The organism is Streptomyces purpurogeneiscleroticus (assembly GCF_020024005.1).
GTDB classification, from domain to species: Bacteria; Actinomycetota; Actinomycetes; order Streptomycetales; family Streptomycetaceae; genus Streptomyces; species Streptomyces purpurogeneiscleroticus.
In genome coordinates this window covers 1-21,635 of record NZ_NHSG01000164.1, presented here as the reverse complement: position 1 = coordinate 21,635, position 21,635 = coordinate 1, and the positions used below count along the sequence as shown (strand labels likewise).

19 protein-coding genes are annotated in these 21,635 nt (G+C 71.7%); 6 read left to right on the top strand and 13 right to left on the bottom strand.

Annotated elements, in window-relative coordinates; translation table 11 throughout:
• Positions 1-94 precede the first annotated feature (94 nt).
• Positions 95-1,090 (top strand): CDP-alcohol phosphatidyltransferase family protein, encoded by a 996-nt coding sequence (locus CCS38_RS09475; protein WP_223732755.1) that lies wholly within the window; start codon positions 95-97, stop codon positions 1,088-1,090.
• A gap of 7 nt (positions 1,091-1,097) precedes the next feature.
• Here the strand turns inward: CCS38_RS09475 and CCS38_RS09470 are convergent, their stop codons facing one another.
• A complete protein-coding gene (locus tag CCS38_RS09470) occupies positions 1,098-1,856 on the bottom strand; it encodes an SDR family NAD(P)-dependent oxidoreductase (RefSeq protein ID WP_223732754.1) in 759 nt (252 codons plus the stop codon).
• 250 nt (positions 1,857-2,106) lie between these two features.
• Here CCS38_RS09470 and CCS38_RS09465 point away from each other — a divergent pair, with 250 nt between their 5' ends.
• Positions 2,107-2,634 carry a cupin domain-containing protein gene (locus CCS38_RS09465; protein WP_223732753.1) on the top strand — a complete coding sequence of 176 codons (528 nt, stop codon included), beginning with the start codon at positions 2,107-2,109 and terminating at the stop codon, positions 2,632-2,634.
• Positions 2,627-3,403 carry an SDR family NAD(P)-dependent oxidoreductase gene (locus CCS38_RS09460; RefSeq protein WP_223732752.1) on the top strand — a complete coding sequence of 259 codons (777 nt, stop codon included), beginning with the start codon at positions 2,627-2,629 and terminating at the stop codon, positions 3,401-3,403. The genes CCS38_RS09465 and CCS38_RS09460 overlap by 8 nt, the downstream gene beginning before the upstream one ends.
• On the opposite strand, the gene CCS38_RS09455 is transcribed toward CCS38_RS09460, so the two are convergent.
• From CCS38_RS09455 to CCS38_RS09420, 8 genes are all read right to left on the bottom strand, one after another.
• Positions 3,381-4,397, bottom strand: a complete 1,017-nt coding sequence (locus CCS38_RS09455) for a LysR family transcriptional regulator (RefSeq protein WP_223732751.1) — start codon at positions 4,395-4,397, stop codon at positions 3,381-3,383. The two genes, CCS38_RS09460 and CCS38_RS09455, sit on opposite strands and share 23 nt — an antisense overlap.
• 111 nt (positions 4,398-4,508) lie before the next feature.
• Entirely contained in the window at positions 4,509-4,757 is a 249-nt protein-coding gene (locus tag CCS38_RS09450) for a hypothetical protein (RefSeq protein WP_223732750.1), read from the bottom strand.
• A 160-nt stretch (positions 4,758-4,917) separates the two neighbouring features.
• Complete coding sequence (locus tag CCS38_RS09445) at positions 4,918-6,177, bottom strand: cysteine desulfurase (protein WP_223732749.1); 1,260 nt, start codon at positions 6,175-6,177, stop codon at positions 4,918-4,920.
• A complete protein-coding gene (locus CCS38_RS09440; protein WP_223732748.1) occupies positions 6,164-7,558 on the bottom strand; it encodes a family 2B encapsulin nanocompartment shell protein in 1,395 nt (464 codons plus the stop codon). Before CCS38_RS09440 ends, CCS38_RS09445 begins: the two co-directional genes overlap by 14 nt.
• A gap of 333 nt (positions 7,559-7,891) precedes the next feature.
• Positions 7,892-8,647, bottom strand: coding sequence for a class I SAM-dependent methyltransferase (locus tag CCS38_RS09435; RefSeq protein ID WP_223732747.1), 756 nt, complete (start codon positions 8,645-8,647; stop codon positions 7,892-7,894).
• 42 nt (positions 8,648-8,689) lie between these two features.
• Positions 8,690-9,901: an aminotransferase class V-fold PLP-dependent enzyme gene (locus CCS38_RS09430; protein ID WP_223732746.1), complete on the bottom strand. Its 1,212-nt coding sequence runs from the start codon at positions 9,899-9,901 to the stop codon at positions 8,690-8,692.
• A 7-nt stretch (positions 9,902-9,908) separates the two neighbouring features.
• On the bottom strand, positions 9,909-11,228 hold the full coding sequence (locus CCS38_RS09425) for a pyridoxal-phosphate dependent enzyme (RefSeq protein ID WP_223732745.1): 1,320 nt from the start codon (positions 11,226-11,228) through the stop codon (positions 9,909-9,911).
• Positions 11,218-12,798 (bottom strand): Y4yA family PLP-dependent enzyme, encoded by a 1,581-nt coding sequence (locus tag CCS38_RS09420; RefSeq protein ID WP_223732744.1) that lies wholly within the window; start codon positions 12,796-12,798, stop codon positions 11,218-11,220. Before CCS38_RS09420 ends, CCS38_RS09425 begins: the two co-directional genes overlap by 11 nt.
• A 370-nt stretch (positions 12,799-13,168) precedes the next feature.
• Between CCS38_RS09420 and CCS38_RS09415 the strand changes: the two genes are divergently transcribed.
• Positions 13,169-13,468: a hypothetical protein gene (locus tag CCS38_RS09415; protein WP_223732743.1), complete on the top strand. Its 300-nt coding sequence runs from the start codon at positions 13,169-13,171 to the stop codon at positions 13,466-13,468.
• A 33-nt stretch (positions 13,469-13,501) separates the two neighbouring features.
• Here the strand turns inward: CCS38_RS09415 and bglX are convergent, their stop codons facing one another.
• From bglX to CCS38_RS09395, 4 genes are all read right to left on the bottom strand, one after another.
• Positions 13,502-15,799 carry a beta-glucosidase BglX gene (gene bglX / locus CCS38_RS09410; protein WP_223732742.1) on the bottom strand — a complete coding sequence of 766 codons (2,298 nt, stop codon included), beginning with the start codon at positions 15,797-15,799 and terminating at the stop codon, positions 13,502-13,504.
• Positions 15,800-15,917: 118 nt separating this feature from the next.
• Entirely contained in the window at positions 15,918-17,558 is a 1,641-nt protein-coding gene (locus CCS38_RS09405) for an MDR family MFS transporter (protein ID WP_223732741.1), read from the bottom strand.
• Positions 17,555-18,784, bottom strand: a complete 1,230-nt coding sequence (locus tag CCS38_RS09400) for a glycosyltransferase (protein WP_223732740.1) — start codon at positions 18,782-18,784, stop codon at positions 17,555-17,557. The genes CCS38_RS09405 and CCS38_RS09400 overlap by 4 nt, the downstream gene beginning before the upstream one ends.
• A gap of 60 nt (positions 18,785-18,844) precedes the next feature.
• Entirely contained in the window at positions 18,845-20,158 is a 1,314-nt protein-coding gene (locus tag CCS38_RS09395; protein ID WP_223732739.1) for a UDP-glucose dehydrogenase family protein, read from the bottom strand.
• A 157-nt stretch (positions 20,159-20,315) separates the two neighbouring features.
• Between CCS38_RS09395 and CCS38_RS09390 the strand changes: the two genes are divergently transcribed.
• Entirely contained in the window at positions 20,316-20,960 is a 645-nt protein-coding gene (locus CCS38_RS09390; protein WP_223732738.1) for a TetR/AcrR family transcriptional regulator, read from the top strand.
• 169 nt (positions 20,961-21,129) lie between these two features.
• Positions 21,130-21,635 (top strand): LLM class flavin-dependent oxidoreductase (locus CCS38_RS09385; RefSeq protein ID WP_223732737.1); only part of this gene is annotated, 506 nt, incomplete at its 3' end.

Sequence of the window (21,635 nt, the reverse complement as noted above, 5' to 3'; positions counted from 1 at the left end):
TCTCGGCAAAAGGTTGCCCTGGGCAAACCTTGTACATCACCTCGGCACTTCCTTAACTTCAGGTGAACCCCGTATAAACACCAGGAAGTCGAACATGCGCCGAGATATACCGCCCCTCGCCGAGGTGCGTCGCCTCACCCAGAAGAAGCGGGACGCATGGTGGACCGTGCTGCTGGTCGACCCGGTCGCCACTCCTCTGGTGCGGCAGACCGCGATGCGCACGCGGATCACCCCGAACCAGATCACCTGGGGCGCGCTCCTCCTCGGCCTCGTCTCCGCGGCCTGTTTCACGCAGGGCGACTGGCGCTGGCTCGTCGCCGGTGCCGTGGTGTACCACCTGAGCTTCGTCCTGGACTGCATGGACGGCAAGGTCGCCCGGCTCACCGGCCAGGGCTCCGTCTTCGGTGCCTGGCTCGACTACATCTTCGACCGCATCCGCGTGATGGCCTGCGCCGTCGCGCTGATGGGCGGTCAGTACCACCGCACGGGCGACACCTTCTACATCTGGCTCGCGGCGGGCGTGGTCGCGCTCGACGGCCTGCGGTACATCAACTCGCTGGAGATCTTCAAGACCCGGCACACGATGCGCAAGCAGATCAAGGCGCGCATCCGGGCGGCACGGCGGGCCGAGGACACGGCGGAGGTCGCGTTCATGGAGGACCTGCTGCGCGACAACCCCGAGGCGGACATCGAGCAGGACCTCCAGCAGGACCGTGCGGAGGTTATGGAGAGCACGGAGCGCACGGAGAACACGCCGGTGCTGGTGGCCGTGCCCTCGCCGAAGCGGCGCAAGAAGGACGTCATCGACCTACAGCGGGAATTCCGGAGCCGCTTCCCCGGCTATCTGCGGGCCCGCTCCTACCTGCTGCGGCATCGCGTCCGTACGCACCTCGTCAGCGGCATCGAATTCCAGATGGGCGTCTTCATCATCGGGCCGCTCTTCGACGCGGTCATCCCCGTCACGGTCGTCTCCGCCGTCCTCCTGCTCCTCTTCGAACTCGCCATCGTCTACAAACTCCTCCTCTCCACCCGGGACTTCGCCCGCACCCTCGACTCCTTCGAGAACACGAAGACACCGGCGGCGGCCTGAGCGCCGGTCACCGCTGCCCTTCCGGGCGCAGCCGCAGGCCCGCCATGCCGCCGTCGACGGCGAGTGCGGTGCCAGTGACCGAGGCGGCGGCGGGCGAGGCCAAGTACGCGACGGCGGCGGCGACTTCCTCGGCGGTGACCAGGCGGCCCATCGGCTGCCGGGCACGGAGCGCGGCGCGCTCGGCCTCGGGGTCGTCGGCCGCGTCCAGCAGCCGCCCGACCCAGGGGGTGTCGGCGGTGCCGGGGTTGACGCAGTTGACCCGGACACCCTCGCGGACGTGGTCTGCGGCCATGGCGAGGGTGAGCGAGAGGACGGCGCCCTTCGAGGCCGAGTACAGCGCGCGCTGCGGCAGTCCGGCGGTGGCGGCGATGGAGCAGGTGTTGACGATCGCGGCATGCGCGGAGGCGCGGAGGTACGGAAGCGCCGCGCGGCTGGTGCGGACGATGCCGAGCACGTTGACGTCCAGGACGCGGTGCCACTCGGCGTCGGTGTTGTCCTCGACCGTGCCGGCCGCGCCGATGCCCGCGTTGTTGACCAGGATGTCCAGGCCGCCCAGGTCACGGGCCGCGGCGTCGACCGCCTCCCGTACGGAGTCGTCGTCGCCGACGTCGGCCCGGTAACCGGTCAGCGGCTCCTCGACCTTGTCGGGCACGAGGTCCAGTACGGCCACCCGGGCACCGCGCGCGGCGAGCAGCTGGGCGGTGGCCAGGCCGATGCCCGAGGCGCCGCCGGTGACCAAGGCATTGAGGCCGTTCATGTCGTTCATGCCCGTTCCTCCTGGAGTGCGTCGTCGTCCTTCGTCGATCCGTTGCGTGACACGCGACATACATCGGATGTATGGGCCCGGCGGGGTGAACATATGGTCACGCCGAGCCGCGGCACAAGAGGTCATCCGTTGGCAGCGGATGGCCGGCCGAGCCGGTGACGGTGCGTGGGATTCGGGGTACGCATCACGGCGAGCCGAGCGGCCGAGCGGCCGCGTCGCCGTGGCGCCGTGGCGACGAGAGGGGTGAGCCGTGCCGGGTACGGAGGGGACGACGCCGGCCGAGGTGGCCGAGCGGTACGGGCTGCGGCCACTGGCCACCGAGGGCGGGCTGTTCCGCCGGACGTGGGCGGGGCCGCCGGACGCCACGGGCCGTCCGGCCGGCACGGCGATCCTGGTGCTGCTCACCACGGACCCCGGTGGCTTCTCCGCCCTGCACCGGCTGCCCTTGGACGAGATCTGGCACTTCTACCGGGGCGACCCGGCCGAGCTGCTGCTTCTCGGGCCGGACGGCGCCGGCCGGGCCATACGCCTCGGCGGGAGTGACGGCGAGGTGCAGACCGTGGTGCCCGCGGGTACGTGGATGGGCGCCCGGGTGATCCCGGGCGGCAGCTGGTCGCTGTGCGGTACGACGATGGCGCCCGGCTTTCTGCCCTCCGACTACGAAGGCGGCGATGTGGACGTCCTGACCAGGCAGTACCCCGAGTACGCGGAGCGGATCGGGGAGTTGTGCCGGCCCGGCGCGCCGCTGCGGATGCCGGACGGGGCCGGCGATGAGTGAGGGGCAGCAGGCGGGCAGCCTGGCCGGACGGGTGGCACTGGTCACCGGCGCCAGCGGAGTCCTCGGCGGCGGGATCGCCCGGCGGCTCGCGCGGGCCGGGGCCGCCGTGGTGGCCCACTGGTACCGGGGCGAGGAGCGGGCCGCCGCCCTCGTCAAGGAGATCACCGGGGCGGGCGGCAGCGCGCTGGCCGTACGGGCGGATGTGACGCGGGAGGAGGAGTGCGGTCAGCTGGTCGACGCGGCGGCCTCCTGGCGCGGCCGGCTGGACGTCCTCGTCAACAACGCCGGGATCCAGCCGGTCCAGCCGCTCGCCGGGATGACGGCGGCCGACTGGCGGCGGCTCTCCGAAGCCAATGTGACCAGCGCGTTCTGCTGCACCCAGGCGGCCGTCGGGGCGATGCGGCGCGGGGGTGGCGGCTCGGTCGTGCACATTGCCTCGATCGAGGGTTCGCAGCCCGCGCCGGGGCATGCGCATTACAGCGCCGCCAAGGCCGCGCTGATCATGTTCGCCCGGTCGGCGGCCCTGGAGTACGGCCCGTTCGGCATCCGCGTCAACACCGTCTCCCCCGGCCTGATCGACCGGCCGGGTCTGGATACGGACTGGCCGGAGGGCGTCGACCGGTGGACCCGCGCCGCGCCGCTCACCCGGCTCGGCCGCCCCGAGGACGTCGGCGACGCCTGCGTCTTCCTCGCCTCGGACGCGGCCTCCTGGATCACCGGTACCGATCTGGTCGTGGACGGCGGCGTCAGCGCCCGTCCGACGTGGTGACACCGTCCTGGCCGTTGCCCTGACCGTGCTCCGGCCCGCTCCCCGGCTCATGTCCCGGCCCGCTCTCCGGCTCGTTCTCCGGTTCGTCGAGGTCGCAGCCGTGATCACAGATCAGGTCGACGATCGTGCGCAGCAGTTCGGAGTCGTCGTCCGCGCGCCAGACCAGGTGGAAGCGGTGTTCGGGGCCCGGCTCACCGAGCGGCAGGACGGCGACGCCCGGGCAGGTGATGTTGGCGGGGTCGGAGACGTCGGCGGGGTGGGCGTGCACCAGCCCGGACGCCGTGCCGGCCGCCACCAGCGCGAGCAGTTGCTCCTGCTCACGCAGCCGGTGGTGCTGCCAGAGCGGGGCCACGCCGTGGTCGGCGAAGAACCGTACGGTCGCGTCGTGCACCCCCGGCGCGGTGTCCCGCTCGTTGATCAGGAACGGCATGCCCTCGAACGCGCCGAGCGGCACCGGTACCTGCTTGGTCAGCGGTCCGGGCGCGGGCACCGCCACATGGTCGTCGCGGTACCTCCCGACGATCAGGGACGACGTCCCGTGCGGCGGCAGCGGATCGCGGACCAGCGCCAGGCCGAGTTCGCCCTGTACGAGGGCGTCCAGTGCCTGCAGGCTCCACATGGGGACGGACACCACGGCCACGTCGGCCCGTGCGCGCGCCACCTTGCCGATCAGTACGTCGACGAGGCGGGCCGCGCCCGGGGCGCAGCCGATGCGCAGCTCCCCCAGCCGGGCGGCGCGCAGGGTGCGTGCGATGTCCGTGATCTCGGTGGCCGAGGCGAGGGTGCGGCGCGCGGCGGCCAGCAGTTCGCCGCCCGCGGGGGCGAGCTCCACGTGGCTGCTCGTCCGGTCGAAGAGAAGGAGGCCCAGCTCGCGTTCCAGGTCGCTGATGCGCCGTCGGACGGCGGCGGGCGCGACGTGCAGCCGGGCCGCGGCGCGGCCGTAGTGCAACTCCTCGGCCACCAGGGCGAAGTACTCCAGATCACGTAGTTCCATGTCTCGCTCCCCACCTTGTACATGGCGGACCCCGCTCTCCCGGGGAAGAGCGGGGCCGGTGCTCGGCAGGTCTCAGTGGAAGAGGCCCCGGCCGGCTCGGGAAGCGCCGAATCAGTCGTCGCTGTCGTCGTCCGAGCTGTTGTCCGCGCCGGTCTCCACGAGCATGCTGTGGGTCTCCGCGCCCGTCGTCGACGCGCCGTGGTGCTCGCTGGCGCTGCCACTCTGGTAACCGGAGTCGGTGCTCGCGATCTTGGTGTTCAGGAAGTCGGGGTCGTCGGCCACGGCCGTGCCGCCGGCCGCCAGAACGAGGGCTGCCACGGGAACGACGACGGCGGTCAGGCGCTTCGCAGTGCGGTTCATCTTGGGTTCCTCCATTGGTTGCACAGGGGCGAGGCGGCTTCCTCCACCGCCCGGCAGTCGATCAGTAACCACACGTCTCAGCTGTCACACACCGCGTCACCTGAATGGAAGGGACGGAGTGGCGCGGACGGCTCCGAGGTGCCTCGACCGGCCCCTTCGGTCACGGCTGCCGCATGTTGCGCAGCGAAGCGACCAGGGTGTCCACCTCCCGCGGCGTGTTGTAGAGGGCGAAGGAGGCCCGGACCGCGCTGTCCAGGCCGTAGTGGCGCAGCGCGGGCTGGGCACAGTGGTGGCCGGCCCGGACGGCGATGCCGTCGCGGTCCAGGCACTCCGCGACCGTCGCCGGGTCGTACCCCGCGAGCGTGAAGGTGAGGACGGAGATCCGCTCGGGGGCCGCGCCGATGAGTTCCAGTCCGGGGACGCCGGCCAGAGCCTGCACGGCGTACTCGGTCAGGGCCTTCTCGTAGGCGGTGACGGCGGTGCGGTCCTGGGACGTGAGCCAGTCGATGGCGGAGCGCAGGCCGACGGCGCCGGCGATGTTGCCGGTGCCCGCCTCCAGCAGGTGCGGTACGGGGGCGAAGGTGGTCCGGCCGAAGTCGACCGAGTCGATCATGTTGCCGCCGCCCTGCCACGGCCGCATGCCCGCGAGCACCTCCGGCTTGCCGTACAGCGCGCCGATCCCCGTGGGGCCGAAGAGCTTGTGCCCCGAGAAGACGTAGAAGTCGGCGTCCAGCGCCTGGACGTCCACCGGGAAGTGCGCGACCGCCTGGGCGCCGTCCACCAGCACCTTCGCGCCGTACCGGTGCGCCAGCGCGGTCATCTCCCGTACGGGCGGGACGGTGCCGAGCACGTTGGAGGCGTGGCTGAGCGCCACCAGCTGGGTGCGGAAGGAGAGCAGGTCGGCGAAGGCATTCTGATCGATCTGCCCGTCCGGGCCGAGCGGTACGGGCACCACCCGGGCGTGCCGCTCCTTGGCGATCAGCTGCCACGGCACGATGTTGGAGTGGTGTTCGAGGACCGGTACGAGGATCTCGTCACCGGCACCGAGGTTGGCCCGGCCCCAGGTCTGGGCGACGAGGTTGACCGCCTCGGTCGTGCCGCGGACGAAGACGACGCTGTCCGGGGAGGCGGCGCCGAGGAAGGAGGCGACGGCCGCGCGGCTCTCCTCGTACGCCTCCGTGGCCTCGCGGGCCATGGTGTGGGCGCCGCGGTGGATGTTGGAGTTGGCGGAGCCGTAGAAGGCGGCGAGCGCCTCGATGACCTGGCGCGGCTTCTGCGTGGTGGCGCCGTTGTCGAGCCAGACCAGCGGGTGTCCGTTGACCGTCCGGTGCAGTACCGGGAAGTCGCGCCGCACTGTCTCGGGATCGAAACCGGGGCCCGTCGGCGCCTTGAGAACGTCCAGGGTCTCAGGAGTAGTCATAGTACTTGGACACCTCGACGTTCTGGAGCACGGCGATGGCGTCCTCGACCAGGACCGCGGTGTTGAAGTAAGCGGTCATCAGGTAGGAGGTGATCGCCTTCTTGTCGGTGCCCATGTTCCGCATGGACAGGCCGGGTTCGACCTCGTCGGGCACCTCGGAGGGGCGCAGGCCCACCACGCCCTGCTCGGCCTCGCCCGCCCTGACGAGCAGGATCTCGGTGGTGCCGGCCGCCGCGCGGGAGCCGTTGCTGAACCCGACCTTGTCGGACGGCAGCAGCGGCACGCCGCGCCAGGTCAGCAGCGGGCTGCCGAAGCGGGTGTCCATGACCGGGGGCACACCCCGGCGGGTGCATTCCCGGCCGAACGCCGCGATGGCCTTCGGGTGGGCGATGAAGTAACCGGGCTGCTTCCAGACCTTGGTGAGGAGTTCGTCGAGGTCGTCGGGGGTGGGCGCGCCGGTGCGCGCCTGGACCCGCTGGCCCGGGGTGACATTGTGGAACAGGCCGAATTCGGGATGGTTCAGCATCAGGGCTTCCTGGCGCTCGCGCAGCGCCTGGATGGTCAGGTCGGCCTGGGCCCGCACCTGGTCGTTGGGCTCGTTGTAGAGGTCGGAGACGCGGGTGTGGACGCGCAGCACGGTCTGGGCGACGGTCATGTGGTACTCGCGCGGCGTGTCCTCGTACTCGACGTAGGTGCCGGGCAGTTCGGGCTCGCCCACGTGGCCGCCGGCGAGCTGGATGGGCGCCTCCTTGCCGGCGAGCGGCGCGCCGCCCTCGCTGTACGCGGTGACCGCGGCGCACAGCGCTTCGTCGCGGTCCGACAGTCGGCCGAGGACGGCGCGCTCGATGTACAGCGCGACGCCGGGGGTGAGGGCCTTGACCTGGTACGGCGTGGACTCGCCGCGGGTCCAGGAGTCCAGGTCGAAGAACTGGCCGTCGCCGACCACTTCGAGCACGGTCTCCTCGCCGTAGCGGGTGGTCACGCGCTTCTCCGCGCGGCCGTGCGCCAGTACCCACAGCCGGTCGGTGGACTCGCCCTCCTGGACGAGTAACTGGCCGGCGTCGAAGGTGACTTCGGTGAACGCCTGGGCCAGTTCGCCGAGCAGCGCCGGGTCCGCCTCGCGCAGGTAGGGGATCTCCCGCAGGTCTTCGCTGACCACGCGGCGGGTGCCCTCGTGGTCGGTGTCGATGGTGATCCGGTCGTCGCCGAGCAGGAACGTACGGCGCCGGTTGACGCGGAAGACGCCCGAGTCGACGTCCACCCAGGGCAGCGCGCGGAGCAGGTAGCGCGGGGTGATGCCGCGCATCTGGGGCGCGGTCTTCGTGGTGGTCGCGAGTTGCCGTGCGGCGTCCGGGCTGAGGGTAAGGCGGTGGTCGTTCATGGGGACTCCTGGAAGTCGGTGGGGCCGTGAACGAGAGTGATCGTCACGGCGGGCACTTATCGACCACAAGACGGCATTGGGTTTCACAGTCCTGAAATAATCGGACCGGTTCTTGGGGTAATTGGTCCGGAATACAACCACTTCGCGTGTCAAGAAGGCGTGACCAGCGCTCAGCCCTCCGGCCTCCGTGGTGGCGAGCCGTTCGCACGTCTTCCGGACGCCACCGTCCGATTCCCGGATACGACGCGATTGCATCCGTACGGCCGTTCGGCACCGGCCAGTTGTCAGAAGGCAGTTGACAGCAGACAGTTGCCGGCGGACCGCAGTCGGTTGTCAGCGGATCGCGACGAGCACGAAGTCCGTACTGCACTGCCAGACGGTGCCCGCGTCGTGAAAGCCCGCCGCGCGGAGCAGCGCGAGGTGGCGGCGCAGGGTGAGGCCGTTGTGGCCGCCGGCGGCGGACTGCTGTACGGGGCGGGGCGCGAGCAGCCCGGCCAGTTCGGGGTCCCGGGCCGCGGCCGCCCACCAGGAGTCCCAGTCCTCACGGCCCGGGGCGCCCTGCCGCTCGGCCCGGCGGCGCCCCACGTGCTGGGCGATCCGCGCCGTACGGCTGCCGTCCGGGCGGAGCATGTCGCTGTTGACGAGGACGCCGCCCGGCCGCAGCAGCGCGGCGAGGTCCTCGTACGTGCGCCGCAGGGCGTCCTCGGAGAGGCAGTGCAGCGCGGTGGCGGAGACGGCGGCGTCCAGCGGGCCGGGCAGCTCCAGCGCCGCGGTCCAGCCGTCCGCACCGAGGGTCGCGCGGACGAAGCGGGCGGCGTCCGCGTGGTGGGTCCGGCCCAGTTCGAGCAGCAGCGGGTCGCTGTCCACGGCCACGATCGCGGCGTACGGCAGCCGTCCGGCCAGCCGCGCGGCCAGCGATCCGGGCCCGCAGCCGAGGTCGGCGACGAGCGGCCGGTCCCGCCCGGCCAGTACGTGCTCGACCACGTCGGCGATCACCGTGAACCGCTCCTCGCGGTCGATCGCGTACCGCTGCTGCTGGCGCTCCCAGCGCGCCACCCACCGCCCGGCCGTCGCCGTCTCCAGTCCCACCGGCCCGAAGATACAGATGAAAATGGTTCCCGTGCGCGCAACTCACTGGAGTGCGGTCAGGACCGCGAGCAAGCGGTCGATCTCCTCCGGGGTGTTGTAGACGTGCAGGCTCACCCGCACCGCGTGTTCGCGCTCGCCGGCGCTGCCCTGGCAGAGGCCGTCGGAGCGGACCATGAAGCCGTGGCTGAAGAGGATGAAGCCGAGGTCGCCGGAGCCGATGGCGCGGTGCCGGAAGGTGACGATGCCCTGGCGTCCCTGGACGTCCGAGTCCGCCGCCAGGCTGCGCCGGCAGCCGAGCACGTCGTACGCGGGCAGCCGGCGCAGCCCGTCGGTCAGCCGCGCGGCCAGCGCGCGGATCCACCGGTCGATCCGGTCCGTTCCGGCCGCGTCCAACCAGTCCAGCGCCGCCCGCAGGCTCGCCGCGCCGGTGGTGTCGGGGCTGCCGTCCCAGCCGCCGGGCACGAACCGCGGGCCCCGCGCGTTACGGGACCAGACGGCGCCCGAGCCCGGCAGCGCCAGGGCCTTGTGGCCGGAGAAGACGAGGAAGTCCACATCGAGTCCGGCGAGGGAGACGGGGAGGTGGCCGACGCTCTGGGCGGCGTCGAGGCAGATCGGCACGTCCGGTCCGACGGCCCGGCGGACACGGTGGATGTTCATGTCGCCGCCGTAGACGTGGTGCACATGCGTGGCCGCCACGAAGCGGGTCCGCGGGCTGACCAGCCGGGCCAGGGCCGCCGGGTCGTAGTCGCGGGAGCCCTGCTGGTACGGCATCGGGCGGAGGTGGACGCGGACGCCCTGCCGGGCGAGCAGATCGCGGGCCTCCACCCACGGCGCGATGTTGGCCCGGTGGTCGGCAAAGGGCACGACGATCTCGTCCTGGTCGGCGAGGACGCCGGTGAGCCAGTCTCGGGCGACGGCGCGCAGCCCTTCGGTGGTGCCACTGACCAGATGCACCCCGGATCGGTCCGGCTCCGGGTCGGCAAGGAACTCCTTGATCCGCTCGCGGGTCCCGCCCATGAGCGCGGTGGTGCGGTTGGCCCAGGTGTACGTCCCCCGGCCGGCGTTGGCATTGCTGGTGGTGAGGTAGGTGTGGACGGCGTCCAGTACGGCCTGCGGCTTCTGGGTGGTCGCCGCGCTGTCGAGGTACGCCAGTTCCGGGTGGGCCGTGATGATCGGGAACTGGGCACGGAGGGCGGCCTGCCAGTCGCGCAGCTCACGGAGGACCGCCGCTGCCGGGGCACGGGTGCCGGTCACGGCAGCCTCATTCCCGTACGAGCGGGGCGCCCGCGTCCCGCCAGGCGATGATGCCGCCGGAGAGGCTGCGGACGTCGGGGTGGCCCATGCGGGTCAGCAGCGCGGCGTACCGGGCGGACTGCTCCCCCACCGGGCAGGCCAGCAGCACGGGCCGGCTCTTGCTGAACGGCAGGCCGCCCTGGAGGAGTTCGGCGAACAGCTCGTCGACGATGTTCACCGAGCCGGCGATGTGCAGCGCGGCGTAGGAGAAGGGGCTGCGCAGGTCGACGACGAGGGGCCGGTCCTCGGCGATCCACCGCTCGGCCGCTGCGGCGTCGATGCCGGTGGCGGCCGCCACCTCCGCGTCGGTGAGGGTGGCGACGGAGTTGCGGTGCGCCGACCGGCCCAGGAGGTCGGGCCGCCGTCGGCGTACATAGCTCAGATAGCCCTCGATCCGGTCGCACACGATGAACACCGCGGTGCGGCGCTCCGTCAACTCCGCGTCCAGCGCGCGGAGATGGCGTACCGCTCCGGAGTACGCGGCCCCGCCGGTCGGCCCGGCCGGCATCCCGCACCGCCGGGCCAGCGTCACCATGCCGTCGATGGCGTCGTCGGCGGTCACGGTCGCGAGGGTGTCGTACGTCGCCGGGTCGAACAGGCCAACCCCCTGCACCTCGTCGATGGTGCGGATGCCCGGGATGAAGTCCGCCTTGTGCGCCACGAGTCCGAGGACGTGCACGCCGGGGTCGTGGGCGCGCAGCACCCGGGCGACGCCGGTGGAGGAGCCGGCGGTGCCCACGCACGCGACGAAGTGGTCGGGGGCCCGGCCGCCCAGGTCGGCGACGATCTCCGGTCCGGTGCCCGTCATGTGCGCCTCGGTGTTGCGCGCGTTGTAGTACTGGTCGGTGTAGACGTACGGGCTGTCCGACCCGCTGAGCTCCTGGTGGAAGAGGGTCAGCGGGTCGTCCGTACTGGTGGGGTCCAGGCACTCCGTCCGCCCCGGCAGCTCCTCGACCTCGGCGCCCAGCAACAGCAGCAGGTCCCGCATCTCCGGGACGCGGATGCGGTTCGTCACGGTCTTGAAGGCCACGCCGTGCATTCCGGCGAGCAGGGACAGGGCCTTGGCGGTGTTCCCGCTGGACAGCTCGACGACCGTGTGGCGGCCCTCGGCGGCGGCCTTCAGGCCCGGCCGGACCATGTGCCAGGCCGCCCGGTCCTTGACCGATCCGAAGGGGTTCAGCATCTCCAGCTTGGCGTACAGGTCGATGTGGCGCAGACCGTGCACGGCCGGATCGACGCGGACGAGCGGGGTGTCGCCGATGGCATCGGTGATGCTGTCAAGCCTCATCCGCTTCCTCCCCACCGCCGTGCTGCCGCGTGCCGTGCTGCTGAACGACCGGCCAGTACTCCTCGTCCAGGCACCAGCACCACGGCCCCGCGCCGGACCCGTCCGCTCCGTCCGGCCCGTCCGCTGCGTCCCCGTCCCCGTCCCGCCACACGGCGACCTTGCGGGCGACGGGCTGCCGCTGGGCCTCGCCGGCCCGGAAGTCCATGCAGTAGCCCGCGGTGTTGGCGAAGGCGAGCAGGTCACCCGGGCGCGGCGGAGACGGCAGGAAGACCGTCCGCCGCGTGATCATGTCGGCCTCCAGACAGAGGTTCCCGGCGAGGTGGACACCCACCGGCCCGGCCGCGTCCACCGGCCCGCCCGCGTCCACCGTTTCGCTCGCGCCCGCCGCCCGCCGCCCGTCGCGCGGGACGAGGACCGGGTCCATCAGGACCCCGTGCTCCTCCAGGGCCACGTCGTCGGCGCCCGCCGCCAGCCGTACCAGCCGCTCCCCCGACGCGGTGTCCCGCACCTCGACGACGCGCGCCAGCGTGAGCCCGCACTGGTCGGCCAGCGCCCGCCCCGGCTCGATGTGCAGCTCGTACATGCCCTCCAGAAGCAGCGTGGCGAGGGTCCGGCCCAGGGTCGGCGCGGGCCGGTCCAGCAGCGCGTCGAGGTACGTCTCCGCGGCGACGGGGCGGTGCGCGGGGTACAGCGCGAGGGAGCCGCGCAGCGTCCCGGCCTCGTGCGAGAGGCCGTAACCGTGCCGGCGCCAGGTCAGCGCGGGGCGGCGCCCCATCACCGCCTGGGTGAGCTCCGTGGTGTACCGCTCCCACTGCTCGCCGTCGGCGAGGTAGCTGACGCCGAAACCGCCGCCGATGTCCACGGCACGGGGGTCGAGGCCCCGGGCGCGGCACGCGTCCATGGCGCGGAGGCACCCTTCGAGCGCCACGGCCTTCTCGTCGAGGCTGGTGGTGTCGAGGTGGTACCCGACGCCGGCCGGCCGTACCGCGTCCGCGCACCGCTCCACGGTGGTGAGCAGCGCGTCGAGCTCCGCGCCCGGCGTCCCGAACCGGCTCGGCCGGGTCAGCACCCGGGACCCCTCGGAGGCGAACTCCGAGAGCCGTAACAGCACATCGGCGCGCGGCAGTCCGTACCGCCGCACCAGGGCCGCCAGCTGCTCCAGTTCGGCGCGCCCGTCGGCGTGTACGACGATGCCGGAGCGGGCCGCCAGCCACAGGAACTCCGGGGTCTTCGGGCCGGTCGCCACGATGCGGTCCGGGGTGAACCCGGCACCGAGCGCGTGCTGCAGCTCGCCGAGTGACGCGACGTCAATGCCCGCGTCCGTCGCCGCGAGCCGCCGGACGAGGGCGCTGGACCGGTTCGCCTTGTGCGCGAAGAGGATCCGGCCGGTCAGCCGGTGCGCACGGTAGACGGCGCGGAAGCGCGCGAGGTTGTCGGCGAGCTGGTCGGGCAGCAGGACGTTGAGCGGCGAACCCAGCCCGTCGACGAGCGCGTGCAGGAACCGGCCGGAGGCCAGCAGCGACGCCGCCCGAGGCGCCAGCCGTGGCTCCAGGTACAAGGGGACGCCCATCCGGAGGCTCCTCCTGTCCTGACGCCGACCGCACCGTGTCTGCCCGTCGGCGGCATCCGGCCGCCAAAGGGAAATGCCGCAGCTGTTCGACGGACCCATTTCCCGGCAGCGGACGCGCTACGCCCCTCGCCGCCCGATCTCATGCCGTATGTGGACGCGGTCGGTCCGCCCGGCGTACCCCGCGTCACGCCACCCGCCGAGCCTTGCTCCCCCACCCCGGGCATTCACGGCTGGGCCTGCTGCCACACGCGGAAGCGGAACGGACATCAGCGATAAAATGCGGTGACTGATCTAGCATTCGGGACACACTGGCGCACTCTTCGAATATCGCGCAAAGATCATCCACAGTACGGCAGATCAGGAGGACGTCATGGCGACGGCCACCCACACCACCCACCAGGGTCACACCCATCAGCACGGAGCCGGCTGCGGCCATGTGGCGGTGCCGCACGAGGACCACGTCGACTATGTGCACGACGGCTGCTTGCACCGCGCCCACGAAGACCACGTGGACGAGTGCGAGCCCACCGCGCACACCGAGCACCAGAACCACCCCCACCAGCACCAGGAGGGCTGCGGCCACGTCGCGGTCCCGCACGGCGACCACATGGACTACGTCCACGACGGCCACCGCCACGCCCAGCACGACGACCACTGGGACGACCACTGACCGCAGCCCTGACGGTCCGGGTAACGGCCCGGGTCAGTCCACCGTGAGCCCGAGCTTCGCGGTGGCGGCCGAGCTGGTGCCCACATAGAGGTCGAACGCGCCCGCCTCCACGGTGAAGTGGCCGTGGCTGTCGTTCGTCCAGAAGCCCAGGTCCGCGGCGCCGAGACGGAAGCGCACCGTGGTGTGCTTCCCCGGCTCCAGGGTCACCCGGCGGAAGCCGCGGAGCCTGCGGACCGGCTGGGTGAGGGAGGCGGCGCGGTCGTGGACGTAGAGCTGCACGACCTCGTCGCCCGCCCGCTTCCCGGTGTTCCGCACCTCGACCGACACCTCCAGGGTGTCACCCTTCCGCAGCGCGTCGGCAGTGACACCCGACCGGCTGAGCTTCGGCTCGCCGAGCGTGAAGTCGGTATAGCTGAGCCCGAAGCCGAACGGGAATTGCGGGCCGTCGGGCAGGTCCAGGTACTTCGAGGTGTACTTGTTGTCCGCGTCGTACGGGCGGCCGGTGGACTCGTGGTTGTAGTGGATCGGGATCTGGCCGACCGTACGGGGGAAGGAGGCCGGGAGCTTGCCGCCCGGGTTCACGGTGCCGAAGAGGACGTCCGCGACGGCGTGGCCGGCCTCGATGCCGGGGTGCCAGGCTTCCAGTACGGCGGGCGCCTGCGCGAGCCAGTCGCCCACGGTCAGCGGGCGGCCGTTCACGAGCACCACCACGAACGGCTTGCCGGTGGCCGCCACCGCCTCGATCAGCTTCTCCTGCGCGCCCGGCAGCGAGATGTCGCTGCGCGCGGCGGCCTCGCCGCTGATCGCCGGGGGCTCGCCGACCACGACCACGGTCACATCGGCGGCCTTGGCGGCGGCGACTGCCTCGCCGATGCCGCCGGTGTCCTTGCCCGCCGCGTCGACGCCCTTCGCGTACCTGACCTTGGCCTTCGGTGCGGCCTTCTTGACCGCGTCCAGCACCTTCACCGCCGGGAACTTCTTCTCGGCGGCCGGGATCACCCAGGTGCCCAGGAGGTCGGCGGAGTCGGCGAAGGGGCCGACGACCGCGATCGAGGACGCCTTTGCGGACAGCGGCAGTACCGACTTCTCGTTCTTGAGCAGCACCATGGAGCGGGCAGCTGCCGCGCGGGCCGCCTTGCGGGCGTCCGCCGACGGCTCCGTGATCTCGTCCTTCTCCTCGACGTAGGGCTGGTCGAAGAGGCCCAGCTGGAACTTGAGCTGCAGCACCCGGTACACGGCGTCGTCCAGCCGGCTCTGCTCCAGCTTCCCGGCGCGCAGCAGCTTCTTGCCGTTCTCGACGAAGTGGGTGCTGGTCATCTCCATGTCGACACCGGCGTTCAGCGACAGCCGTGCCGCGTCGGCGCCGTCCTCGGCGAAGCCGTGCGCGATCAGCTCCTTCACCCCGCTGAAGTCGCTGACCACCAGCCCGTCGAATCCCCACTCCTTCTTGAGGATGTCGGTGAGGGTGTGCGGGTTGGCGTGCGCCGGTACGCCGCTGATGGTGTTGAAGGACGCCATGACGGTCGCCACTCCGGCGTCCAGGGCGGCCTTGAACGGCGGCAGGTAGAGGTTGCGCAGCCGGGATTCGGAGACGTCGACCGTGTTGTAGTCGCGGCCGCCCTCCGCGCCGCCGTACGCGACGAAGTGCTTGGCGCAGGCCGCCAGCCGGTCCTTGGCCTTGAGGTCCTTCGGATCCTCGCCCTGGTAGCCGCGTACCTTGGCGGCGGCGAACGCCGAGGTGAGGTACGGGTCCTCGCCGCTGCCCTCCGCGATACGGCCCCAGCGCGGCTCGTGGGTGACGTCCATCATGGGCGCGAAGGTCCAGTGCACGCCGTTCGAGCGGGCCTCCTTGGCGGAGACCTCGGCGTCCGACGCGGTGACCTCCGGATCGAAGCTGGCCGCCTGGGCGAGCGGAATGGGGAAGTTGGTCCACATGCCGTGGATCACGTCCAGGCCGAAGACCAGCGGGATGCCGAGCCGGGACTCCTCGACGGCGATCTTCTGCACGGCATTGGTGGTCTTCGCCCCGAAGATGGAGAAGACCGAGCCGAGCATGCCCTTGCGCGCGGCGTCCTCGACCGCCTTGGTCTCACCGCCGCCGGGGCCGGTGTCCCAGGTCCACGGCAGCTGCTGGAGCTGGCCGAACTTCTCGTCGACCGTCATCCGGCCCATCAGTTGCTTGATCTTCTGATCGTACGGACCGGAAGCGCGGGGACCGCTTCGTGCAGCCGGTACGGCGGCGGCTTGCGCGTTCCCCACCTCCAGGAGCCCGCCGGCGAAGGCCGTGGCACCGGCCGCACTCAGAAGCGTGCGTCGTCGCATCCCCTGCATGTGTTCACCTTTTCGGCAATGGGCAGGCGGCATTGCCTGGCCCGAATTCAGAAGGTGAATGGACGTTAAGTTTTCCCTGACTGGCGGGTCAAGAGGCGCGACACCGCTCCCCGTAGTGTCACTCGTCCGAGAGCTTGACGTTCGGCACCCGCCACACCGCGACGAGGAAGGCCAGCAGGGTCACGGCCGCGCCCGCCAGGAACACGACGCGCATGGCGGCGACATAGCCCTCCAGGAACGGCAGTGCCAGGCGCGGGTCGAGCGTGTGCAGGAAGGCGGAGTCCTCCAGGTTCAGGCCGCCGTGCGGGCGCAGTACTCCGCTCAGCGCCCGGGCGTTGCCGGGCTCTTCGGCGAGCCGCCGCAGTTCGGGGTCGCGGAACGCCCCGGTCAGCCGTTCGCCGATCCGCGAGCCGGCCAGGGAGAAGAGGATCGAGAGGAACGCGGCGGCGCCGACCGTGCCGCCGTTGGAGCGGAAGAAGTTCACCGAGGCGGTCGCGGCGCCCATGTCCGTACGCGGCACCTCGGACTGGGCCAGCGTCGTCATGGTCTGCATCGCCGCGCCCAGCCCCGCGCCCATGAAGAGCATGCCGATCGAGACGTACCACAGCGGGCTGTCGACGCTGAGCGTCGCGTAGACGAGCATGGCGGCGGTGAAGCAACCGATGCCCGTGACCAGGTGCACCTTCAGGCGTCCGGTGCGGGAGATCAGCCGGCCGACCGTCAGGGTGACGGCGACGTTGGCGACCGTGGTGGGCAGCATGGCCAGCCCTGCCGCCATCGGGCTCATCCCCTGCGCGAGTTGGAGGTACAGCGGCAGCGTGGTCATCGCCCCGAACATGCCGATGCCCACGATGAAGTGCAGCAGGGTGCCGAGGCGGAAGCTGCGGACGCGGAAGAGGCGCAGCGGCAGCAGCGCCGCCTCGCCCATCCGCCGCTCGATGAGGACGAAGCCCGCCAGTCCCACGGCGCCTGTCGCGTACAGGGCGAGCGCGGCCGGCGAGGCCCAGCCCCAGCTGCGGCCCTGTTCCGCGATGACGAGGAGGGGGACGACGCCGACGGCGAGGGCGAGCGCGCCGCCGTAGTCCAGACGGTGCCGTACGGGCTGGTGCGGCACGCGGCGCAGCACGCGCGTGATCACGGCGAGCGCCACCGCTGCCAGCGGCACATTGATGAGGAAGATCCAGCGCCAGCCGGTGATGCCGAGCAGGCTGCCGCTGCCCGCGAACACCCCGCCGACCACCGGCCCGACGATGCTGGACCCGGCGAAGACCGCCATGAACCAGCCCTGGTAGCGGCCGCGTTCGCGCGGCGAGGTGATGTCCGCGATCACGGTCATGGCCAGCGACATCAGTCCGCCGCCACCGAGGCCCTGGAGCGCGCGGAACGCGGCGAGCTGGTGGATGGACGCGGCGAAGCCGCACAGCAGCGACCCGGCGGCGAAGAGCAGGATCGCGACCAGGTAGACGGGGCGGCGGCCGTGGATGTCGGAGAGCTTGCCGTACAGCGGCGTGGCGATGGTGCCGGTGACGAGGTACGCGGTGGTCACCCATGCCTGCGCGGTCAGCCCGTGCAGGTCGTCGGCGATGGTGCGGAGCGCCGAGGAGACCACGGTCTGGTCGAGGGCGCCGAGGAACATGCCGAGCATCAGGCCGGACAGGACGGTGACGACCTCGCGGTGGGACAGCCGCGCGGGCGGCCCGGCCTGATCGGCCGGGCCGCCCGCGGGCTCCTGCTTCCGGAGCGCGTCGGAGGAGCTCACGCGCGCTCTCCGACGAGCCTCTCCAGATCGGCCACCGCGCTCTCGATCTCCGGCAGCGCCAGCATCGCCAGCCGCGCACGGCGGGCGGTCGCGGCGGCACCGGGGTCGGCCAGCACCTGCCGGCAGACCGCGGCGATGCCGTCGGGAGTGGGGTCGGTGATGTGCCGGCCCAGGCCCAGCTCCTCGACGCGCTCCGCGTTGGCGGGCTGGTCGCCGAACTGCGGGAGGACCGCCAGCGGCGTGGCGGTGCGCAGCGCCTCACGGATGCTGTTGAACCCGCCGTGGGTGAGGAAGAGGTCGACGCACTCCAGGAGCAGCGGCTGCGGCAGCCGGTCGGTGACATGGACGTGCGGCGGCAGCGCCGTGGTGTCCACCGGTGCGCCGGAGGTGGCGACGATCACCGTGCACTCGTCCAGCACGGCCGCGGGCTCGACGATGCTCTGCAGCAACTTGGCGGGGTCGGGGAGCTCGAAGGGCATCTCCGGCACCTGCCCCTGCTCCCGCCGCTGCTGCATCATGGGCAGCGCCGTGCCGAGGGCGGCCCACACCAACGGCCGGTCGGTGGGCAGTTCGGCGACCCACTGGGGCAGTACGGAGCTGCGGTCCACGTTCACCGTCTGGCGGTACGCCAGGGGGCCCGGCAGATAGCGGGCGAAGGAGAAGTCCGCCGGTACGTAGTCGACGCGGCCGTGCCGGACGATCGACAGCGGGTCCTCCTGGGCGGGCAGCCCGAGTTCGGTGCGCAGGGCGTTCAGGCCGGGGTGGACCTCCGCCGGGTCGAGGACGTTGCTCGCGCCCGAGGGCGTGGGCAGCTGCGGAATGCCCAGTTCCTCGGCGATGAGGCAGGAGCTGAGGTCCATGCCGTCGCGCAGGATGAGGTGCGGGCGGAATTCCTGTGCCACGGGGCGCAGGACCTCGCGGAGCTGCTTGGCCATGGGACCGGACAGGGTGCGGACCATGAAGCGCACCATGGCGGCCTGCTGCTCGTCCGGGCCCAGTTCCACGGCGGCCGCCATGCCGGCCAGGTCCTGCGAGTCGGCGAACGCCTGCGGCGAGAATTCCGGCAGGCAGGTCAGAACGTGCAGGTCGTCGTGGCGGAAGAGCGGGGCGAGCTCCTCGTTGGTCGCGACGCGCACCTCGTGTCCCGCTGCCGCGAGGGCCCGCAGCAGGGGCAGCTGGGCGCGGCCGTGCGAAGGGCTGCCGAGGGTGGTGCACAAGACTCGCATGAAAGGGGGCCTTTCGGTTCGGTCCGTCGTGGGGGTGGGGCGTCGGCCCCGGGCCGGTGGTCAGCCGGCCATCGTGTACGGGCTGCCGATGCTCTGCCGGACGAGCCCGGCGCGCTCCAGCCGCTTCTGGTCGAGCAGGTTGCGGAAGTCGTGGACGATACGTCCGTCGAGGCGGGCGGCGACCGCCTCCCAGTCCAGTTCGAGGAAGTCGGGCCATTCGGTGAGGACGAGGACGGCCTCGGCTCCCTCGGCCGCCTTCACCGGGTCGTCCACGAGGGTGACCAGGTCGCTCAGGTCGGGCCGGGTCTCGCTCAGCGCGGGGTCGTAGGCGTACAGCTCGGCGCCGCGCTCCCGCAGCTGCCGGGCGATGGCCAGCGCGGGCGAGTCGCGCAGGTCGGACGTGCCGGCCTTGAACACCAGGCCGTACAGGGCCAGCCGTACGCCGTCGAGCGAGCCGTCGCCGCGCGAGGACTGGGCCGCGACGCGCTCCACGAGGCGGGCCTGGTGCTCGACATTGGTCTCGATGGTGGCGCGCAGCAGCGGGAAGTCGATCCCGGCCGCCTCGCAGACGGACAGCAGCGCGTGGGTGTCCTTGGGGAGGCAGGAACCTCCCCAGCCGGGGCCCGGCTGGAGGAAGGCGGCGCCGATGCGGGGATCGTGGCCGATGCCCGCCGTGACGTCGCCGATGTCCGCGCCGAAGCGCTCGCACAGCGTCGCCAGATTGTTGGCGAAGGACAGCTTCATGGCGAGGAAGAAGTTGGCCGCGTACTTGGTGAGTTCGGCGCTGGCGGCGTCGGTGACGACCAGCGGTGCGGCCAGGTCGGTGTACAGCTCCGCCACCCGCCGCGCGGCCTCGGCGTCCGCTCCCCCGACCACGATGCGGTCCGGGTGCAGGAAGTCGTGCACCGCGCGTCCCTCGCGGAGGAACTCCGGGTTGCTCGCCACGGCCACGTCCGGCCGGCCGAGCAGCGCGGCGACCCGGTCCGCCGTACCGACCGGCACGGTGGACTTGTTGACCACGACCGCGCCGTGCGGCAGCTCGGCACGGATCTCCCCGGCGACGGCCTCGACGGCGGCCAGGTCGGCGGCGCCGCCCGCACCCATGGGCGTCGGGAGGCAGAGGAAGACCACTTCGGCGTCGCGCACGGCGGCCGGGGTGTCCCCCACGAATTCCAGGAGGTCCGATTCCAGCCCCTCTTGGACCAGTTCCGGCAGTCCCGGCTCCAGGATGTCGACCTCGGCTCTGCGCAGCCGCTCGACCTTGCCCGGGTCGGCGTCCGCGCACACCACCCGGTGCCCGAGGGAGGCCAGGCAGGCGCCGGTGGTCAGGCCCACATATCCGGTACCGATGACGGCAACACGTCTCACAGCCACTGATAATCACCTTTTCGAATGATCGTCGGCGGCCCGACCTTATGGCACCTGCCCCGGCGGAGGTCAACGATCGATGACAACGAGCGATGACTTCCGGACACGGCACGGATCCTGGAGCATGTGCTGCTGAACGACGAGCCGAAGAAGGTACGAACGCGTGGACGGATCGAGAGTGAAGGCGAAGGACGACACCGGCGAGCGGCCCGCACGGGCGCGCAAAAACAGCGCGGCGGACACCCGCAGCGCCCTGATGGCGGCCGCGGCACTGCGCTTCGGGAGGTACGGCTACGACGGCGCCAGCATCCGGGACATCGCCGGGGACGCGGGGGTCGACGCCGCCCTCGTGTACCGCTATTTCGGCTCCAAGGAAGCTCTGTTCGCGTCGGTGTCCATGGACACCGCGATCTTCGACTCACTGCTGGAGGTGCCGCTCGACGAGGTCGCCGCCTGGGTCTCCGACTTCGTCACCAACGGCCCGCCGGACGAGGAGATACCGCACCCGGTGCTGTCCGTGCTCCGCTCCTCCAGCCGCGAGGACGCCGTCCGGCAGTTCCGCGACAACGTCGCCGAGGTGTTCTCCGGCCGGTTCGCCGAGCGCCTGGAGGGACCCGACGCGGAACTGCGCGCCGAGCTGCTCGCCGCCTGGCTCCTCGGTACGAGCCTGATGCGCAAGGCGTTCCGCACCCCGGCCCTGGACGCGGCCACCACCGCCGCCCTGGAGTCCCACCTCCGCGCCGGCATCACCGGCCTCCTCAACCCGCGCACCTGCGAGTGCGGTTGCACCTGCCCGTGCGGCGTTTGAGCCCGCACTGCTGAAACCCGCTCCGTAAGGGGGCACGGTCGGCCCGCCCGACCGTGCCCCCTTACGCGTGCGCGCACATCCGGCACCCTTCCCTCCTCTCCGTAGACCTGATAGGAGTATTTCTAATAGAAATAGTCGGAACAGAAACAGTCGAGCGAAGGAGCCCGTCGTGAAGTTCTCGATGATCTTCGAGGCGCAGATGGCCGACCCGTCTCCCGCCTCCGAGCGGCAGGTGATCCAGGACTGTGTCGAACAGGCCGTGTTCGCCGAGGAGATGGGGTTCGACCGGATCTGGGCGGTCGAGCACCACTCGCTGACGCAGTACGCGCACATGAGCGCGTCCGAGGTCTTTCTGTCCTGGGTGGCGGCGAAGACCTCCCGGATCCGGATCGGCCACGGCGTGGTGACCATGCCCTTCGGCTACCAGCACCCGGTACGGGTCGCCGAGCGGTCCGCCATGCTCGACGTACTCTCCGGCGGCCGCGTCGACATCGGCTCCGGACGCGGCGCCACCAAGCAGGAGATGTCCATGTTCGGGGTGCGGCCCGAGGACACCTATCCGCAGATGGAGGAGGCCCTGCGCATCGTCAGCAACGCCTGGCGCGAGGACACCTTCGAGTGGCACGGGTCGCTCGACATCGGCCCCGGTGCCGTGCTCCCCCGCCCCGTACAGGC

What these genes read in the sequence shown, in the direction of transcription:
- CCS38_RS09475 (WP_223732755.1), top strand. Translation starts at nt 95, where the DNA reads ATGCGCCGAGATATACCGCCCCTCGCCGAGGTGCGTCGCCTCACCCAG.
- CCS38_RS09470 (WP_223732754.1), bottom strand. Translation starts at nt 1,856, where the DNA reads ATGAACGACATGAACGGCCTCAATGCCTTGGTCACCGGCGGCGCCTCG.
- CCS38_RS09460 (WP_223732752.1), top strand. Translation starts at nt 2,627, where the DNA reads ATGAGTGAGGGGCAGCAGGCGGGCAGCCTGGCCGGACGGGTGGCACTG.
- CCS38_RS09455 (WP_223732751.1), bottom strand. Translation starts at nt 4,397, where the DNA reads ATGGAACTACGTGATCTGGAGTACTTCGCCCTGGTGGCCGAGGAGTTG.
- CCS38_RS09450 (WP_223732750.1), bottom strand. Translation starts at nt 4,757, where the DNA reads ATGAACCGCACTGCGAAGCGCCTGACCGCCGTCGTCGTTCCCGTGGCA.
- CCS38_RS09445 (WP_223732749.1), bottom strand. Translation starts at nt 6,177, where the DNA reads ATGACTACTCCTGAGACCCTGGACGTTCTCAAGGCGCCGACGGGCCCC.
- CCS38_RS09440 (WP_223732748.1), bottom strand. Translation starts at nt 7,558, where the DNA reads ATGAACGACCACCGCCTTACCCTCAGCCCGGACGCCGCACGGCAACTC.
- CCS38_RS09425 (WP_223732745.1), bottom strand. Translation starts at nt 11,228, where the DNA reads ATGAGGCTTGACAGCATCACCGATGCCATCGGCGACACCCCGCTCGTC.
- CCS38_RS09420 (WP_223732744.1), bottom strand. Translation starts at nt 12,798, where the DNA reads ATGGGCGTCCCCTTGTACCTGGAGCCACGGCTGGCGCCTCGGGCGGCG.
- CCS38_RS09415 (WP_223732743.1), top strand. Translation starts at nt 13,169, where the DNA reads ATGGCGACGGCCACCCACACCACCCACCAGGGTCACACCCATCAGCAC.
- bglX (WP_223732742.1), bottom strand. Translation starts at nt 15,799, where the DNA reads ATGCAGGGGATGCGACGACGCACGCTTCTGAGTGCGGCCGGTGCCACG.
- CCS38_RS09400 (WP_223732740.1), bottom strand. Translation starts at nt 18,784, where the DNA reads ATGCGAGTCTTGTGCACCACCCTCGGCAGCCCTTCGCACGGCCGCGCC.